The sequence below is a fragment of the Clostridium sp. NSJ-49 genome (assembly GCF_014287725.1).
Taxonomy (GTDB): Bacteria; Bacillota; Clostridia; order Clostridiales; family Clostridiaceae; genus Clostridium; species Clostridium disporicum_B.
On record NZ_JACOOP010000037.1, the window covers coordinates 1 to 19,978 of the forward strand.

At 29.6% G+C, this 19,978-nt stretch carries 13 protein-coding genes; 2 read left to right on the forward strand and 11 right to left on the reverse strand.

The features are described from left to right. Positions 1–306: 306 nt before the first annotated feature. The 6 genes from H8S10_RS12650 to H8S10_RS12675 form a co-directional block, all read right to left on the reverse strand. Positions 307–1,368: a peptidoglycan-binding protein gene (locus H8S10_RS12650; protein ID WP_186839123.1), complete on the reverse strand. Its 1,062-nt coding sequence runs from the start codon at positions 1,366–1,368 to the stop codon at positions 307–309. Positions 1,369–1,720: 352 nt separating this feature from the next. Beyond that, a complete protein-coding gene (locus tag H8S10_RS12655; RefSeq protein ID WP_186839124.1) occupies positions 1,721–2,641 on the reverse strand; it encodes an exonuclease domain-containing protein in 921 nt (306 codons plus the stop codon). Between the two features lie 137 nt (positions 2,642–2,778). Further along, positions 2,779–4,188, reverse strand: coding sequence for a glycoside hydrolase family 1 protein (locus H8S10_RS12660; RefSeq protein WP_186839125.1), 1,410 nt, complete (start codon positions 4,186–4,188; stop codon positions 2,779–2,781). A 106-nt stretch (positions 4,189–4,294) separates the two neighbouring features. Beyond that, positions 4,295–6,157 (reverse strand): beta-glucoside-specific PTS transporter subunit IIABC, encoded by a 1,863-nt coding sequence (locus H8S10_RS12665; protein WP_186839126.1) that lies wholly within the window; start codon positions 6,155–6,157, stop codon positions 4,295–4,297. A 544-nt stretch (positions 6,158–6,701) separates the two neighbouring features. Next, positions 6,702–7,532 (reverse strand): PRD domain-containing protein, encoded by an 831-nt coding sequence (locus H8S10_RS12670; RefSeq protein WP_186839127.1) that lies wholly within the window; start codon positions 7,530–7,532, stop codon positions 6,702–6,704. A gap of 431 nt (positions 7,533–7,963) precedes the next feature. Next, positions 7,964–9,400 (reverse strand): 6-phospho-beta-glucosidase, encoded by a 1,437-nt coding sequence (locus H8S10_RS12675; RefSeq protein ID WP_186839128.1) that lies wholly within the window; start codon positions 9,398–9,400, stop codon positions 7,964–7,966. Positions 9,401–9,780: 380 nt separating this feature from the next. Here H8S10_RS12675 and H8S10_RS18180 point away from each other — a divergent pair, with 380 nt between their 5' ends. Both H8S10_RS18180 and H8S10_RS12680 read left to right on the forward strand, forming a co-directional pair. After that, a complete protein-coding gene (locus H8S10_RS18180; protein WP_243175881.1) occupies positions 9,781–10,056 on the forward strand; it encodes a hypothetical protein in 276 nt (91 codons plus the stop codon). Continuing rightward, positions 10,028–10,663 (forward strand): SIS domain-containing protein, encoded by a 636-nt coding sequence (locus tag H8S10_RS12680; RefSeq protein ID WP_243175882.1) that lies wholly within the window; start codon positions 10,028–10,030, stop codon positions 10,661–10,663. The genes H8S10_RS18180 and H8S10_RS12680 overlap by 29 nt, the downstream gene beginning before the upstream one ends. Positions 10,664–10,812: 149 nt before the next feature. Here the strand turns inward: H8S10_RS12680 and H8S10_RS12685 are convergent, their stop codons facing one another. The 5 genes from H8S10_RS12685 to nudC form a co-directional block, all read right to left on the reverse strand. After that, positions 10,813–12,228 (reverse strand): 6-phospho-beta-glucosidase, encoded by a 1,416-nt coding sequence (locus H8S10_RS12685; RefSeq protein ID WP_186839129.1) that lies wholly within the window; start codon positions 12,226–12,228, stop codon positions 10,813–10,815. Positions 12,229–12,496: 268 nt separating this feature from the next. Continuing rightward, on the reverse strand, positions 12,497–13,891 hold the full coding sequence (locus H8S10_RS12690) for an MATE family efflux transporter (protein WP_186839130.1): 1,395 nt from the start codon (positions 13,889–13,891) through the stop codon (positions 12,497–12,499). Positions 13,892–14,106: 215 nt separating this feature from the next. Beyond that, positions 14,107–16,695, reverse strand: a complete 2,589-nt coding sequence (locus H8S10_RS12695; protein ID WP_186839131.1) for a hypothetical protein — start codon at positions 16,693–16,695, stop codon at positions 14,107–14,109. Further along, positions 16,695–18,776, reverse strand: coding sequence for an MMPL family transporter (locus tag H8S10_RS12700; protein ID WP_186839132.1), 2,082 nt, complete (start codon positions 18,774–18,776; stop codon positions 16,695–16,697). Before H8S10_RS12700 ends, H8S10_RS12695 begins: the two co-directional genes overlap by 1 nt. Before the next feature lie 309 nt (positions 18,777–19,085). Next, the gene (gene nudC / locus H8S10_RS12705) at positions 19,086–19,919 is read right to left on the reverse strand and encodes an NAD(+) diphosphatase (protein ID WP_186839133.1); all 834 of its coding nucleotides are present in this window, start codon (positions 19,917–19,919) and stop codon (positions 19,086–19,088) included. Between the last annotated feature and the right edge of the window lie 59 nt (positions 19,920–19,978).

Consider the following 19,978-nt stretch of genomic DNA (forward strand, 5'->3'; position numbering starts at 1 on the left):
ATCAATTTTATTGTAGGTTTGTTTACCATACAATAAAAAATTCAAACTTATATAATTTTCAAAGAGCGAGCAATTCTATGAAAAATCAAGCTATTTTTTCATATCAACTTAACAGATTCAAATAAATTATACTTTTACACATTTAATTACACAATAAATCTCACATTCTACATATTATATATTATCTTAATTTCCTTATAGAAGTTATTTTACATATGCACAAAAATTATATTATTTATAAAAAAAGAAGAGTAATTTCTTTATGGTTTTTACCATTTAGAAATTACTCTTTACATTTACTCTATACTATTTTGCAGCTTTTGCAGCTTCGATTACAGCAGTAATATATCCTGTTGTATCAGCTAAAGTACATCCACTTACAGCATCAATAACTTCTTCTGCAGTCTTTCCAGTTACTTCTTCTAATTCAGATATTTTCTTTCCTTCAACGAATTCTTGAATAGCATCAAAATTAGCATCTATAGCAACAGTTGAACCTGCTTTTTCTGCCATATTCTTTGAATAGCTTTCTGCATTAGCACGTTTTGAACCTAACACTTTTCCTTCAGCATAGTTTTCAGCTAAATCAGCATCACTGTTTGCTACTCCTGTAGTAGTATCAGCAGCCATATATTGTAACTCATCAATATATGCTAAAACTACTTCATCACCATTAACTAATACAGAAGTTATAGTAAAGCTCTTTGTTCCGTGAGCAGCAGAATAAGTTTGTGCTAAAGTTAAATCTTCAACATTACCATCAAATTCTACTCCTGTAGTTGAATCTGCTTGTTTTGCAGCTTCTAAAACAGCTTGAATATATCCTGTAGTATCAGCTAAAGTTGCACCTGTTACAGCATCTACAACTTCTTCTGCGCTCTTTCCTACTAGCTCTTCTAATTCAGATATTTTCTTACCTTTTACAAAGTCTTGTATAACATCAAAGTTTGTAGCAATTTCTACAGTTGAACCTGCTTTTTCTGCCATATTCTTTGAATATGTTTCATTATTTTCTCTCTTAGAACCTAATACCTTACCTTCAATTACATTATCAGCCATTCCTTCACTATTTGGAACACCTGTTGAAGTATCAGCGCTCATGTATTGGAATTCATCAATATATGCTGAAACTATTTCATCACCACTAACTACAGTAGTTACAACAGCAAAAGCTTTTGTACCATGTGCAACAAAGTTAGCTTGACCAATTTTTAAAGTTACTTTCTCAGCTGGTGTTTCTGCTGGAGTTTCAGTTTGAGTATCATTTCCGCTTTGAGCAGTTTCATCGTTTCCTTTACTTTGACAACCAACCATTCCTATAATTACAGCAGCTGCTAAACATAAGCTTAAAATTTTTTTTGCTTTCATTTTTTCTCCCCCTAAAATATAATACATTTTTGCTTAAATATGGTTGTATTTACTTATATTTCTATTTAATTATATTTGCCATTTACTATTAAGTCAATATTTTTTGTTATATTTTTAACTCTATATTTTTCAGTTATTATTTCAGTAAACTTTTTCTTTTTATATTTATAGTGGTTTATTTTTTTATATAACTATTTTTTTAAATTCTATTTTGACATTTTTTTATCATTTATTTCGATAAAAAAACTCCTCATTTTACAAAAAACACAATTACTTTTAAGTTAAAATGAGGAGCAATAATAAATATTTATTATCTAAAAACTTTAAATATATTAACCGAAGAACAATATAATTATTTACATTTAAGTAAAAACTCATCTTCATTCATAATTATTATATTTTGTCCTTTAGCCCTTAAATCAACTGCTTTTCTAAGCTTGATACTCATTTCTTCTCTCTGCAGACTTTCTATATCTTTAGTATTAGTTATTAATATTGTTGTTTTTTTAGTTACTGAACTACCAATAGAGCCCCCAAGCTTTCTAACTAATCTACTTGCTTCTTCTCTACTCATTGATCCAAGTCCTCCAGTAAACACAATTACTTCATCCTTGAAAGCATCAAAATTGTAGTTATCATTTTTTATTTCTCTAGAAAATATTTTACCTGATGTTCTAAGCACTCTTCCCTTTGTAGATGATGGTGTATATCCATCTTTATTTACTGTACCTAAAGTAACTCCTATGAACTTTGATATTTCCATTATATCTTTTGTCTCTAACTCCTCTGATATATTAAGCAGTATATTACTACAAGCAAGAGCATCAGCTAAAGCATCATGGTGATTAAACTCATATCCTAAAAACTTATTTACTGTATTAAGTTTTGCATTATCTAGTTGTTTATAAAAGTTTCTTGCAAGCTTCATAGTGCATATATAATTAAATTTTGGTGCTTCTATATTATAAAGTTCTAATGTATTTCTTAATACCGACACATCAAAAGATGCATTATGTGCGATTATTAAATTGTCTTCATTAAAATAATGCTTAATTTTATCCCATATCTCATTAAACTCAGGCTCATCTTTTACCATAGCTGGCCTTATCCCATGAATCCCTATATTTATTGGCATAAATCTCATTTCTTTTGGTTTAATAAGATAGTGTATTTTTTCTACTACCTGTCCACCTTTAACAATAACAATCCCTATAGAACAAGGACTATTTCTTTTCTCATTAGCTGTTTCAAAATCTATAGCTACAAAATCCATCTATTTTCTCCTATAATAACTCAATAATTTAACATGTTTATTATACTAGTTTAATCATTATAAAAATATAGTCTTCTAAAAAATAAAAAACTGCCAAGCTGGCAGTTTTTCTTCAAATTCTAATTATTAACTCTTAACTATTTTAAGCTTCCACCGTTAGTTGCAATAACTTCTTTATACCAATCAAAGCTTTTCTTTTTATATCTTTCTAATGTACCAGTTCCATCATCATTTCTATCAACGTATATGAAACCATATCTCTTTCTTAATTCAGCTGTTGATGCAGATACTAAATCAATACATCCCCAAGTAGTATATCCCATAAGTTCAACACCATCTTCAATAGCTTCAGCTACTTGAACTAAGTGATCATTTAAATATTGAATTCTGTAATCATCATTAACTGTCTTATTTCCATTTTCATCAGTGATTAATTCATCCTTAGCTCCAAGCCCATTTTCAACGATGAATAATGGTTTTTGATATCTATCATAGTAGTAGTTTAATATATATCTTAACCCTTGAGGATCAATTTGCCATCCCCAATCTGAAGCTTCTAGGTATGGATTTGGTACACCTGCTATTAAGTTTCCTGCACCCTTTTTGTTTAACTCTGGATCTGCAGTAGCACATGAACTCATGTAGTAGCTGAATGAAATAAAGTCTACTGTATTCTTAAGTATTTCTGCATCTCCTTCTTCAAATTTAATCTCTATATTATTTTCTTTGAAGTATCTATTCATATATCTTGGATATTCTCCTCTAGCATGGATATCTCCAAAGAATAATGTTCCTCTATCTTCTTGCATTGCTTTTATTATATCGCTTGGATTTGGAGTTAATGGATAATTTGGTATTCCAAGAATCATACATCCAATTTTAAATTCTGGATTTATTTCATGACCTATTTTAACAGCTAATGCACTTGCAACAAGTTCATGATGCATTGCTTGGTAAAGGTCTTGCTTACTTAATTCCTCTTTTGGTGTTAAAATACCAGCACTCATAATTGGGAAATGTAATGCTGAGTTAATTTCATTAAACGTTAACCAATATTTTACTTTATCCTTATATCTTGTAAATACTGTTCTTACATATCTTTCAAAGAATCCTATAAGCCTTCTATCTGTCCATCCATTATACTCTCTTGCAAGGTGTAATGGTGTTTCATAGTGAGATAAAGTAACAAGTGGCTCTATTCCGTACTTAGCTAATTCATCAAATACATTGTCATAGAATTCTAATCCTTTTTCATTTGGCTCTAAATCATCACCATTAGGGAATATTCTTGACCACGCTATTGACATTCTAAATGTCTTAAATCCCATTTCAGCAAATAATTTTATATCTTCCTTATATCTATGATAAAAATCTATCCCTATAAGTTTCATATTATCTTCTGTTGGCTCTTCTGTCATTGGTCCTGTTATACCCTTTGGCAGTAAATCCTGGATTGATAATCCTTTACCATCTTCATTATATGCACCTTCAAATTGGTTTGCAGCAGTAGCTCCACCCCATAAAAAACCTTCTGGAAATCTATACATTTTAAAATCCTCCATCTATTACTTTTATATAAAACTATCATTTTTTAAAGGTCTAAGAATTTTTTCTTAGACCTTTAAACTATTATAAATTTACTTTATTTATCCATTAAATCATAACTGTTAATAAGTCTTCTTCTCTATTTATATCTTTCTTATCTGTTCCTATTATGTCTAAGTAATTATCAGAGTTAGAAACTATTACTGGTGTAGTTACATGGTATCCTGCTTCTTTTATTCCCTTTATATCAAACTCTAATAAAACTTGTCCTGCTTTAACTCTTTCTCCTTGTTTTACTTTAGGAGTAAAACATTTTCCTTCTAACTGAACTGTATCCATACCAACATGTATTAAAATTTCTGCTCCCTTATCACTTGTAATACCTAATGCGTGATGTGTTGGGAATAATGTTGTTAATGTACCATCTACTGGAGCAACAACTTTACCTTCTTTTGGTTCTATAGCAACACCTTTTCCTAATAACCCTTGTGAAAATACTTCATCTTTAACTTCGCTTAAAGGTAAAACATCTCCTTTAATCGGACTAACTATAACTTCTTGTTTAACTAATGCATCTTTATTATCCTTATTTTCTACCTTTTCAACTTTACCATCTGTCATATCTTCTGGGCTTAATTTTGTAAAGTACATTAATAGAAATCCTACAATTAAACCTGCTATACTAGCTACAATAATACCTAAGAATGATTTATCTATACCTGATGGTCCTATAAATGTTGGAATTGCAAATATTCCCATTCCACCAACCATGAAAATTTTTGAACCAAATATACCTAATATTCCACCTGTTACCGCACCACCAATACAGCTTAGTATAAATGGTTTCTTTCTTGGTAATGTAATACCGTAAATAGCTGGCTCTGTAACACCAAAGAATCCTGAAATAATTGATGGAATACATAATGATTTTAATTTTTTATTTTTAGTTTTTGCCGCTATTGCCATAACTACACCTGTTTGTGCAAAGCAAACTGCAATTGAAGCCGCTAATATTGGATCGTATCCTAAAACTGCTAAATTGTTCATTGCAAGAGGTACTAATCCCCAATGTAAACCGAACATAACGAATACTTGCCAGAATCCACCAATGAATAAACCTGCTAATATTGGACTAAAATTATAAACTGCTAAAGTTATATCACCTAACCAATTTGAAGCTATTGTAGCTACTGGTCCAATTGCCATAAATGTTACTGGAACTACTAATAATAAAGTAAGGAATGGTACTATAAAAGTTTTAATAACATCTGGAACAATTTTCTTAAATAACTTTTCTACTTTTGATGCAAGGAATATGGCTAATATTATTGGAATAACTGTTGATTGATAGCTACTTGATGGCATTACTACTGGAATTCCAAGGAAGGTTACAGTTGTACCTGCAAGAGCTGTAATTGATGGATAAACCATCGCAGCACCAATTGCCATACCAGTAAATTGATTTAACTTAAACTTCTTAGCTGCTGTAAATCCTAAGAATATTGGGAAAAAGTTAAATAAACAATCACCTATTGAATTTAGTATTATATAAGTAGAATCTGTTTCTGCTAATAATCCTGTTGCAATTAATATGGCATTTAATCCTTTAATCATACCTGTAGCACATAATACCCCAAGTACCGGTTGAAAAACACCTGAAATTATATCTATAAACCTATCGAAAGGCTTCATCTTTTCTTCTGATTCTTCAGAACTTTCTGTTGCAAGTCCTGCTACCTTTACTACATCTGCATAAACGTCTGGTACATGATTACCTATAACCACTTGATATTGTCCACCACTTTTAACTACTGTAACAACACCATCCATAGATTTTAATACATCTGTATTTGCTTTATTTTCATCCTTTAATTTGAATCTTAATCTTGTAACACAATGTGTTAGACTGTTAATGTTACCCTTACCGCCAACATTTTCGATAATATCTTTAGCTAACTTTTCATACTTCATTATTTACATCCCCTTTTCAAAATTATTTTTTTATTTGATTTTCATTAATTTATTTATTTAATTCTCCTAAGTTTAGTAAACGATAACATAATTATTGCTATACTATCTCTTACTTAACTTGATTTTGTATATAAAAAGGCAAGACCAAATAAATAGAATAAATTGATATAAAATCTAACTATTCTACTAAATTTGGTCTCGCCTGCTTTACCAGTAACAATCCGTATTAAATTTTCTTTATTTTATCTTAACTTGTTTTACTTTAGTTAAACTTACATTTAAATATAAAAAACCTCAATTAATCAAAATAGATCAAATATAAATCTATTCTCATTAATTAAGGTCTCGCCTGGTCGAACCAGTAACAATCACATATTTATCTGTAAACATTTAACTTTCCTTTATTTTATATGATTCTGTAAAGCTTGTCAATACTTTTATAAAATATTTTTATTTTACAGTTTATCTTTTATTTAAAACAAACTCCTATGAAACTCTATAAGGAGCTTGTTTTAAACTTTCTTTAGTTACTCTAACTAAAAAACTATTTGCTAGTAATTCTTTGTACATGCAGCGTTAAATATAATTTTTCTTCATCATCTAATTCTACATTCAAGTATTTTTCAATCTTAAGCATACAGTTATATGCATCTTCATATTTCATCTTAACTTGTTTTAATAAAAAATCATCATTTTTAGGTTCAATCTTATCTTTTCGATTTAACCTTTGAAAGAAAAATCTCAAGTGGGTTACAAATCTTTCATAGCTTAATGACTTCTCATCAAGGCTTATATTATACGTATATCTTACTATGTTTAATATATCTTGAACCATCTTAGCCTGTTTTGCAACATCCTGAACCTTGTCACTATTTTTATTAACTTGTGCATTTATTAGATGAAGAGCAATATTCCCTGCTTCATCTTCAGGTAGTTCAACTTCTAGTTCATCTTTTATAAATTCAAGAGCTTTTTGTCCAACAGCATACTCCTTAGGATAAAACTTTTTAATCTCCCATATTATTACGTTAGGTCTATTGAAACCTTCCTTTTGAAGTTTTAAAACATTATATATATGGTCTGTTAATGTAACATATATATAATCATTTAGTGATCCATTTAATATATTTTTAGCATATTCAATAATATCATAGCCAAGTGATACTACATCTGGTTCAACATCCTCTAGTAAAAGCTTAAATCTTTCAGATGCTTCCTTTTCTTTTAATATAAATGTCTTTTCTACTTTAGATTGGTCTAAAATCTCACCAACACTCATTTTAAATGCAATTCCACATCCCATAGCAACAACTTCGCGATTAGCCGAATCCTTAGCTACTACAGCGTTGTTATTAAATATTTTCTTTATTATCATGCTAATCCTCTCCATCTTACTTGCCGAATTTAAATTACCATTAACTTACTCTTCTGTTATATATAATATTATCATGTTTTAAGCTTATATTTCAATCCAACTTCCATTAAATAACATATATATTATTGTAAAATTAAAAAAAGACCTCAACTAATCAATAGAGAAAGACTAATTCTCTACTCATTAACTAAGGTCTCGCCTGGTCGAACCAGTAACAATCACATATTGACTTATAAACTTTTAATTCGTTTACATTGTAATATTTTTTCTTACAGCTTGTCAATACTTTTTTAACTAGTTTTAGTTATATTTTAACCAAAATATTTCCTTTAAAAATTTATATAATATACGGTATTTACTAAGGTACATTATATATAGAATCTATTATTTCTAATAAACCTGTACCTATGTAAATACCTCTTAAAAGAATATTATTCTAAATCATCTCCATTAGAAGCTATAACCTTTTTAAACCAATCAAACGAGTCCTTTTTACTTCTTTCTAAAGTCCCTTTGCCTTCATTATCTCTATCTACGTATATAAATCCGTAACGTTTCTTCATTTCTCCTGTAGTAAATGATACACAGTCAATACATCCCCATGGAGTATATCCCATTAAATCTACACCATCTTCTTCTACTGCAATTTTCATTTGCTCAATATGAGCTTTTAAATAATCTATTCTATATTGATCATGACATGAACCATCCTCTTCCTTCACATCAATAGCTCCAAATCCATTTTCAACTATAAATAATGGTAACTCATATCTTTCATAGAACATATTTAAAGCATAACGTAATCCTTCTGGATCAATTGCCCATCCCCAATCAGATACTTTTATAAATGGATTATCTACAGAGTGCTCTCTTGAACCATCTGTAATAGTAGAAGTATCTCTATGAGCAGTTGAATCAACAGTATTACTCATATAATAACTAAAACCAATATAATCAACAGTTCCTTCTCTTAATGCCTTCTTATCATCTTCAGTTATCTCTACATTGAATCCTTTTCTTTCAAACATCTTTAATGCATAAGCTGGATAATGTCCTCTTACTTGTACATCACAGAAGAAAAATCTATCATGCATAGCTTGCTGAGCTAAAACCATATCAGCTGGTCTGCAGCTAAATGGATATATTGGAACCATAGCTATCATATTTCCTATTTTAAATTCAGGGTTAATTTCATGTCCAACTTTTACAGCTAAGGCACTTGCTACTAATGTATGATGTCCACATATATACATTGCTTCTTCTGGGTTTTCATAATTTCCAAAATGTGCTCCTGAGTTAGTCCATCCAAATATATCATTTTTATAGTTCATTTGGTTATTTATCTCATTAAAAGTCATCCAATACTTAACTTTATCTTTATATCTTTCAAAACAAACCTTTGCAAATTTAACAAATAAGTCAATTGTTTCACGACTCATAAATCCGCCATATTCCTTAGCAATATGATATGGCATTTCAAAATGACTTAATGTAATAACTGGTTCTATACCGTACTTTAATAATTCATCGAAAACATTATCATAGAACTTTAATCCTTCTTCATTTGGCTCATTTTCAATCCCTAATGGAAATATACGAGTCCAAGCTATAGAAGTTCTAAAACATTTAAATCCAAGCTCTGCAAATAATGCTATATCCTCTTTATATCTTCCATAAAAATCTATTCCAACATGATTAGGATAGTAATTTCCTTCAACTACACCATCAGTAATTACTCTTGGTACTCCATGAGCTCCTGCTGTCATAACATCAGCTACTGATAAACCTTTAGATGTATTTAATACTCCACCTTCAAATTGATGTGCAGCTAAAGCTCCACCCCATAAAAAATCTTTACCTAATGACATATACTCTCCTCCAAATCTATAAAAACATCTCTAAACAAAACCTTAGAAATATTTTATCGCCTCTTGTAGTTTCATTATATAAAATATCTACATACTATCAATAATTCTGATTATTATTGAAATATCGTTCGAAATTTTTTCAATAAATCCTTAAAAATCTTCAAACATGATTTTTAAATTTATCTAATACTAATTATTTATTTACATATTTCCAATAATATTCAAGCACTAAATATCTTTTCATAATACTAAATATCGTGAATTAGGGTATAGTATCATATTATAAAATATGTTACTTATATCTTTTATTTTATTAGTTTATATATTAGACTTAATTAATACACGGGATTAAAATATCTAATTTTATAAGGAGCATAATTATGTTAATTATCGAAAGACTTGAACAATGTGATTTTTCAGCTTCTGAAAAAACATTAATAGATTATATACTTAAAGCTAAGGAGTCTATTAAAGATAAAACCACTAAAGAAATAGCAAAAGAAACCTTTACTTCTGCTTCTACTCTAGTAGGAATAGCTCAAAAACTTGGTTTTTCTGGTTGGAATGAACTTAAAGAAAGTTATTTAAAAGAATTAGAATATTTAAATAGCCACTTTGATTCTATAGATGCCAATATTCCTTTTAATAAAAAATGATAGTATTCTTTCGATTGCAAATAAAATAGCAAATTTACAAAAGGAAGCTATACAGGATACACTTTCCTTAATCACCTATAAAGATTTAGAAAAAGCTATTAAAATAATAACAAATTCAAGCTATATAAACTTATTTGCTGTTAGTAATAATGCATTGATAAGCCAAGAATTTAAGCATAATATGTCTAGAATAGGTAAAAGAGTAGAAATGTGTACATTACAAGGAGAACAGACCTTTGCTGCTTATCTTGCAGAAAAATCCTCCTGTGCCATGATTATTTCTTATTCTGGTGAAACACCTTCTTTAAAAAATGTTGTCAGTGCCCTAAAGCATAAAAATATACCTATTATAGCTATTACAAGTATAGGTGGTAATTCATTATCTGAAGATGCTGACTGCGTTCTTAGAATATGTACTCGAGAAAAACTATACTCAAAAATAGCTACATTTACTACAAGTACTTCTATTGAGTATGTTTTAAATGTAATATATTCCTGTATTTTTTCTTTAAATTATGACCAAAACTTAAATTCACGTATTAAAGCTTCTCATTATATAGAATCAGGTAGATATTCTACAGTTGATATAATAAAAAGAAGATTTTAAGGATAAATAGCCTTAAAATCTTCTTTTTATAGATTAGAAATGCAATAAGTATTTTTAATTAATCAAAATACACTTACATCATAATACTATTACTTTATAAAATAAATGCTTTAATTTATTATAATTTATATTTTATCTATTTCTATTAACTAAACAAGTTCCACAACTTTGTTTTCTCTTTCCATTATTTCCATAACAATAGGGTCATTGCTTCTAATACCTTGTTCTTTTAACTCAGCAATCTTTTCTGCAAATTGTGGCAAGTATTTAGCATGAGCTACTAGCATTTCATCTAGAACTGTTTTAGCAATTGCTCCACCTTTAACTTGTGGATTTAATAAGAATGCTTGTAAAGCTAGTCCGTAATCACCGTTTATAGCAGCTTCTATAACACATTCTTCCATAGCCTTCATAACTTGAATCCATCCTTTTTCAGCTGAATTTAATTTACCCCAAGCAACTGGCATAGCTCCTGCAGCAGTAATATATGAAGTAACTTCAACTATGCTGTCTGGTGCTAAATCAGGAATTGCACCATTATTTTGTGTACTTACTACCATAGGTATTTTCTTATCATTATAAATAGCATTTATACATTCACAAGCTGCATCACTATAGTGTGTTCCACCTCTCTTTGTTAATTGCTCTGGCTTATAGTTAAGGTTTGGATCTTTATATAGTTCAAATAATTCAGCTTCAGTTTTCTTAACTTGTTCTCCTCTTGTACCTTCTCCATTAAACTCTTCAAGTCCATGTTGTAACATCTCATCTTGTAAGTAGTAGTATCTATGATATCCACAAGGTATAATATTCATTTGTTCTAATTGTTCTCTTAAGAATTTAATATTATGAATATTAGCAGGAGTTCCATCATCCTCTTTTCTATCATACATATTCTTAATTATTTCAGCAGTTACATCATTTCCTTGTTTATCAGACACTTTATGCCAATGGAAGTGATTTAATCCAGCAAATTGGAATATTAACTCATCTTCTTTTTTATCTATTAACTTAGGTTCTCCCATCATTGCACCTACTGGTACATTACAAAGACCTATACATTTCTTCCATCCTCCATGCTTAATAACAGCTTCAGTAACCATTCCTGATGGGTTAGTAAAGTTTATTAACCATGCGTTTGGACATAATTCTTTCATGTCTTCCACTATATCTAATATCACTGGAATAGTTCTAAAAGCTTTAAACATTCCTCCAGCACCATTTGTTTCTTGTCCTAACATACCATGACTAAATGGAATTCTTTCATCCTTTATTCTTGCATCTAAAAGACCAACTCTAAATTGAGTAGTAACAAAATCGGCATCCTTTAAAGCTTCTCTTCTATCTAATGTCAAATGTACTTTTACATCATGTCCTGAAGCATCCCACATACGTTGAGCCATCGCTCCAACTATTTCTAACTTTTCTCTTCCTGCTTCAACGTCTACTAACCAAAATTCTCTGATTGGTAGTTCGTGATATCTATTTATAAATCCTTCCATTAATTCTGGAGTGTAACTACTTCCTCCACCTATTGTAACTATCTTTATTGGTCTTTTTTCCATAATTAATTTTCCTCCCATTCCCTTTTTAAAAAATATTTTTAACTTGTCGTTAAAACCTTTTCTTTACACTTATTATAGAATTAATTATCCAGTAACTATTTTCATTTTTTGAAATTATTGTTTCATTATATACATTTTCATTTTTTGAAAATAATACCTTTCTGTAGTAATCATATATAAAAATTCAACTATTAAACTAAATCTAACTATGTATCTCCATAAATCACTACCTTTAATCCAACCCTCTTACTTTTTAATCTCTTAGTTCTTAATTTGCATTATCCACTATTAACTCACCATATGCTTTATCATTACTTTTGCTTGAAGTAGGCAGTTTTACTTTAATAAACCTTCTAAAATACATCCCATTAGTTACTGTTGTTAATAAATCTGAAATTGGCTCTGCAAGTACAACTGCCATAAGCTTATTTGGTAACAACATAGGTAAAACATAAATTAAAGGTATTAATAATATTATTTTTCTATAAAATGCAAAGAAAAATGATCTCTTGCCTTCACCTAGCGAATTATACGTTTGCTGGAATGTTGAGTTTACACCCATTATCATACAACCAAAAATATATATTCTAAGCATACTCGCAGCTTGATTTAGCAATATCTCATCATTAGTAAATATTGATATAAACATCTTTGGAAATAATTCCATTAACACCGTTCCTAAGAACGAATATATTAAACATACTACAATAGCTAATTTTATTGTTTTTCTAACCCTATCATAATTCTTAGCTCCATAGTTAAAGCTTATAATCGGCTGAGAACCTTGCGCTATACCTTCTATAGGTAATAATATAAATTGGAACATAGATATCATTATTGTCATTGAACTAACTGCTATATCTCCTCCATATTTTAATAACTGACTATTAAAACATATTATTAAAAGCCCTTCTGTTGAGCTCATAAAAAATGGAGCTGAACCTAAAGTAACTATTTGCTTCATTATATTTCTGTTAAACATTAAGTATTTTCTACGTATTCTAAGTAATGTTCTCTTACCAAACAAAAAGCTTAATACCCATAAAAATGATACAAATTGAGATAGTACTGTAGCTAATGCTGCTCCTTTAGTTCCCATATTGAATCCAAATATGAAAATTGGGTCTAATATTATATTTAATATTCCACCAATTATTATTTTCATCATTCCAAACTTAGCAAATCCCTGAGTATTTATATAAAAGTTCATACCAACTGTTAATTGAACAAAAGCTGTTCCTAAAGCATATATTTCCATATACTCTAAGGCATAAGGTAAACTATTTTGACTAGCTCCAAAAAGTATTAATATTTCTTTGTTAAATAATAAAATTAATATTGTTATTATTACTGATGAAATAATTAATGCCATAAAACTATTAGATATTATATTATCTGCCTCATCTGTATTATTTTCTCCCATCTTTATAGCTGCTAATGGTGCTCCCCCTCTCCCAAATAACCCTGTAAATGCAGTAATTATAGATATAATTGGTACACATACACCTATTCCAGCCATAGCCATTATTCCATTATCCATTCTTCCTATATACATTCTATCTATCATGTTATAAAGTAAAGTTACCACTTGTGCGCAAATAGCTGGTATTGCTAAAGATGTTAAAAGTTTTGGTATTTTTTCATGTTCTAATTTATTCCCCATATATACTCACTTCCTAAAACGTATTTTAAAATCTAAATATATGGTATTATAATGTCTTCATAAAATAAACGTATTACACCAATCTTTGAACGACATTTTAAAATTTTGCTAATTTTTATTTACTAATTCTAAACGCCATTTTAATAAAACAAAAAAACTTTAAGCCAAAATATCAGCTTAAAGTTTTTTTAAATATAATATTTAATTTATTAATTTTAGTGGAATAGATTTTTTATTCTTGAAATTATTCCATCTTTTTTAGTTTCATTTTCTGTTGTTTCAGTAGTTTTATCATTATTTTTTTCGTCAGTTACTTCCTTATCATTACATTTTACCGAATTACTTCTCATAATGAATTTAACTGACCCATCCATATGCTCAGATAAACCTGAGTATACTCCATACTCTTTTGACATTTGAACTAATTCATCTTTAACTTCTACAAATCCATCTATAGAATCAAGAACTGTACTTCCTTTATCAGTTATTTTATCTAAACCTTCCTCTTTAAGCTTAGAAACACCATCATAAAGCTCAGATGTACCATTTTCTAATTGGCTAGTTCCTTCTAATATTTGAGAAGATGCTGTTCTTAAATCATTAGCTCCTGTAGCTAAACTATTTCCTCCATCAGCTAATTGCGAAACACCTTCACTTAAGCTTGTTCCACCTTTAGCTAATGCGGTAGTTCCATTATATAAAGTTCCTACTGCATCATTAATCTTCTTAGAATTGTCATTTAGCTCTTTAGCTCCATTTACAAGCTGATTACTACCAGCTTGTAACGCTGTTGTTCCCTCTTGCAACTGAGTTGTTCCTGCTGATAGCTGAGTACTTCCTGAATATAATTGACCTACTGCATCATTTATCTTACTTGAGTTTGAATTTAATTCATTAGTTCCAGCTAATAAATCACCACTACCTTTTGTCAATTTTGAAATACCGGTTTCCAAGGCATCAGTAGCATTTGCTAATTGTTGGCTTCCTGCATAAGCTAGACCTACACCATCTGACATATTTGCCGCTCCTGATTTCAAATTTTCTCCATTACTAATTAACTCTTCAAAATTTCCATTTAAATATTGAGAAGTTTGTAAAGCTGTATTTAATCCTTCAGCTAATTCATTAGCTGAAGTAGCTGCTGTATTCAAACTACTACTTAAAGTAGCTAATCCACTCTTTTGACCTTCTGATACCTGTGATATTCCTCCACTAATTTGTTGAAGTGATTCAGTTAATTCTGGATTAGTATCTCCTAATGCTTCTATTATTTGATTTAAGTTACCTGCAAGTCCATCTAAAGTCTCTGTACTGCTAACTAACTCTCCCAATCCTTCACTACCACCTGAAAGTCCATTACTTAGAGCTGCTGCCCCTTCTGAAGCTGTGGTTATTCCATCATTTAGTTGAGAATATCCACTTTGAAGTTTTACAGAGTTATCTACATAGTCAGTTACTCCATTTGCAAGAGTTTCTCTACTTTGGTCTAGCTGAGCAAGTCCACTATTTAAATCTGTTATTCCTTTAATTAATGTTGGTGCTTGTTCTCCTAAACTACTTATTCCATCATTTAAATCACTTGCACCTTTTGCTATACTAGATACACCTGCATTAAATGTCTCATAATTACTTTTAACTTGACTCAACCCATCTTCTAATTGTTTTGAGCCATCTACTAAAGCTGGAATACTATTATTCAATGTATTTACCCCACTATCTAAAGCAGTTGCTCCATTTGATAATGTTGCTACACCTTCATTAAATAATGCATAATTATCTTTTATTTGTCCAGCACCATTCATTAATACATTTGCTCCTGTAATCAACTCTGGGACCTTACCATTTAATTCAGCTATTCCACTATTTAATTGAGTAGCTCCATCTGCTAAAGTGCTTACCCCATTATCAAAAGTTTTATAATTACTAGCTAGTTCTTTTTGTCCTTCTAATAACTCTTTACTTCCAGCTAAAAGTTCTTCCCCTCCATCCTTAAGATCATTCAATGAATTTCTTAAATCATTTATAGTTTCTGAACCCTTAATTTCCTCTAACTCCTCACTTGAAGTAGTTACAAGCATCATAACTGCTGGAATTTCAAAATTCGTTGTCTCACCTGTTATTTCTATTGAATCTTTTAAGTCTAAATCCATATTAATATCTTCATTATCATCAAATAAATTATCTAAATCTAGAGATTCTTTAAGACCTGGTAGAGAAATAAATGTTATAAATGAATTATTACCATCATTTAATATTTTCCCTGTATTTACTTTAACATTTGAAAATTTATCATTAGATAAAGTTAATTCTGTGGCACTTAAAAATGGTGTATATAAAGTCCTAGTTTTTCCACTTATCACCTTTGTTTTACTTTCATTATTTGTTAGAGTTAAAGTAATCTTAAATTTTCCTGACTCCCCTAATACATCCTTAGGATTTACTTCTTTTCCATTCAACTCATATTTAATTGATAATGATACCGGTAATTTATTATTTGTTTCTCCCTGGTAATAAAGATCTGTTGTATCAATATCCCACTTTAAAGTATCTCCATTTAAAACTGGTTCTTCATCACCTTTAACATTTTTAACATTTTTCAAGTTTGATTTATCTGTAAAATTTCCTAAAGTTTCATCACTACTTATCCAATCACTCACTATTTGCTTTGTTGGATTTCCGTTTTCATCCAATAATACATAAACAGTTTCATCTTTTTTTATATCTTGTGCAAATGCCATTGTTGATGTTGTAGTTGCTATCAAAGTTGCTAAACATATAATCTTTTTTGATAATCCTTTATTCATTACTCTTCTCCTCCTTCAACACATTCAACAAAGTTTTTACTTGTTTTAACTATTATTTTTTCACAAAGTAATAAGATGCCTGGAAGTATGAACAATATAACAAACATACTTATTATTGCTCCTCTTGCCATCAATGTGCATAATGAGCTAATCATCTCCATATCTGATATAATTCCAACTCCTGCTGTTGCCCCAAAAAATGTTAAAGCGCTAGTTACAATTGATCTTGTTGAGCCTTGAAGCGCTATTCTCATAGCCTCTTTCTTATCTTTATTCTTTGCAAGTTCTTCTTTAAATCTTGATGTTAACAGTATTGCATAGTCAACAGTTGCACCTAACTGGATAGTTCCAATTACTATGGATGCTATAAAAGGAATGCTTGTATTCATGTAATATGGAATACCAAGGTTTATATATATTGCAAGTTCTATTGCTAAAACTAAAATTATAGGTATTATTGGTGATTTAAATATAATTAATATAATTATGAATATTGCTATTATTGATACAAAGCTAACCATCTTAAAATCAGTATCTGCTATATCTATCAAGTCATTTGTCAATGGAGCTTCTCCACCTACTAAGCCCTCTGGGTCATATTTTTTAACAATATTATTTATTTCTTCAAGTTGAGCTGTTACTTCTTCTGATGCTGCTTTATATTTTGAGTTAAGCATTATTTCTTCATGTCCACCATTTTTTATCTGATTCAATAACTCTTCTGGAATAAAGCTTTCAGGAATTCTTGGCCCTAATATATCTTCAAGTCCAATTACTGAAGTAACCCCATCAACAGATTTCAACTCCTTAATCATTTGATTAACTTTATAACCATCTAAATCTTCGTCTACAAGAATAATATTAGTAGACATCATATTGTACTCTGTTTTTAACTTGCTATTAGCAACTATTGATGGTAAATCTTTTGGAAGAGATTCATCTAAATTATAATATACCTTTGTATTTCTATACCCTATTAATGCTGGTATTAAAATTAAAGCCCCAATCAATACTAAAACCTTATTATGATTTATAACCCAAGCTGATGATTTTTCAAACTTAGGTAAAACTGTTTTATGTTTAAATTTATGAATAGCTTTATCAAATACCAGTATAAGTGATGGTAGTACTGTAACCGTACATATTAATCCAAATACCACACCTTTAACCATTACTAGCCCTATATCTTTACCTAGAGCTAACTTCATAACACATAAAGCTAAGAATCCAGCAATAGTAGTAAGTGAACTTCCTGCTATTGATCCTATGGTTTTTTCTATAGCTGATGCCATAGCACTTGTATTATCTTTTTGAATCAATCGTTCTTCATCATATCTGTGTAATAAGAATATTGAATAATCCATTGTCACACCTAGTTGTAATACAGCTGATAAAGCTTTTGTAATATATGAAATTTCTCCAAACCATATATTAGTTCCCATATTATATATAATTGCAATTCCTATACTAAGTAAAAATATTATAGGTGTTAGAAAAGATTCCATAGTTAACGCTAAAATTACTAGTGAAATAATAACTGCTATTAATATATATATTGGTGCTTCCTTATCAGCTAAATCCTTAGTATCTTTAATAACTCCAGCTACCCCACTTAAAAAAGCTTGTTTACCTGTAATATCTCTTATCTCTTGAACTGCCTCTTGTGTATCTATATCTGCATCTGTTTCACTTAATTTAACAATCATAAGAGTTGAATTATCCGAGAAAAGCATGTCCTTAACACTAGAAGGTAAAATCTCTATTGGTACTGAAATATCTAAAGCATCATTTATCCATATAACTTCATTTACTCCCTTTACCTCTTCAACCTTTTCCTTTAATTTCTCAACATCTTTATTCTCCATGCCTTCTACTATCAGCATGGCTAAGGAACCACAGCCAAATTGTTCTTTTAGAATCGATTGCGCTTGCCTTGTTTCTAAATCACTTGGCAAATAGCTTAAGATATCATAATTTACTTTCGTACTAAAATAACCAAAAGCTGATGGTATTATCAAAATAAATGCTAATACTAGTATAACTACTCTATTTTTAGCTATTATCTGTGATAGTTTTCTCATAAAAGTTTACCCCTTTCTTTTACTTCCAACTGATTTTATAACAATTGTTATTTTTTTACAATTTTAATTTCCAACTTTCTCACTTTCACTTTTGGTTTATTTTTTCATTTAATCCTTTATATAATACTCATCCTTTACTTTGCTCTTTTTTTCTCTTCTTTTCTTCTGCTAAATTTCTAAGTTAGCTATTTTGCTATATTCTGCATTTCAACATTTCTGTCTATACATTCAAAGTTAATAATTTATTCAATCATTATGTTGTAAAAATTAATTATCGCAAATTAAAAGAGCCGTTATAAAACGACTCTATCATATTTTACCCACTCTAAAGAACTCTATCATTTCTTTTGTTAAGCTAATATTTAATTCTGGTTTAGGTATATCCTCTCTCTTAATCCATATTGCTTCAGCTAACTCATTTTTATCTAACGTTATTGTGGAATCTCCATCTAAATCCACAAAAAATCCTGATAAAACTGATCCAGAAAGTCCCCAAGGCTGACTTTTATAGTATCTAATATTTTTAACCTTAAGACCTACTTCTTCCATAACTTCTCTTCTTACAGTTTCCTCTAAAGATTCTCCTATCTCATTATATCCCGCTACTAAAGCATAGTTTTTATAAGGCCCTTTAGCATATCTAGTTAAAAGCATCTTATCACCATCTATTATCCCTACTATTACACCTGGTGATATTCTTGGATATCTAATATTATTGCAATTATTACATACTAATGACCTTTCCTTATCACTATGTGCCATTATACTTCCACATCTTCCACAATATCTATTAGTATCGTACCACATATAAAGATGATATGAAGTAAATCCAGCAAAAGCCATCCATTGAGGCTTCATAGTTCTAAATACTTGTATACTCTCCTTTACAAAAATTTCATTTTCTTTAACATCTGCCTTTAGCGCCAAGAAAAACCTTTTTTCATCTATAGTAAACATATATATTAAATGCTCTAAACCATCTAATACTCCCATTACTTCTTTATACTTAGGTATTCTTTTTTCATTACCATCTTTTATTAATATAGCCTTGTTTTCTTTAAAAGCTACTATATAATCATTATTTCTAACTTCAAACTTTCCATAAGTACTATTATACTTATGTGGTTCTATATCCTGTATCATAAGCTTCCCACCCTTTCCTCAGTGTTATTTCTGCTACTAAAAAAATAGCCCTATTATAC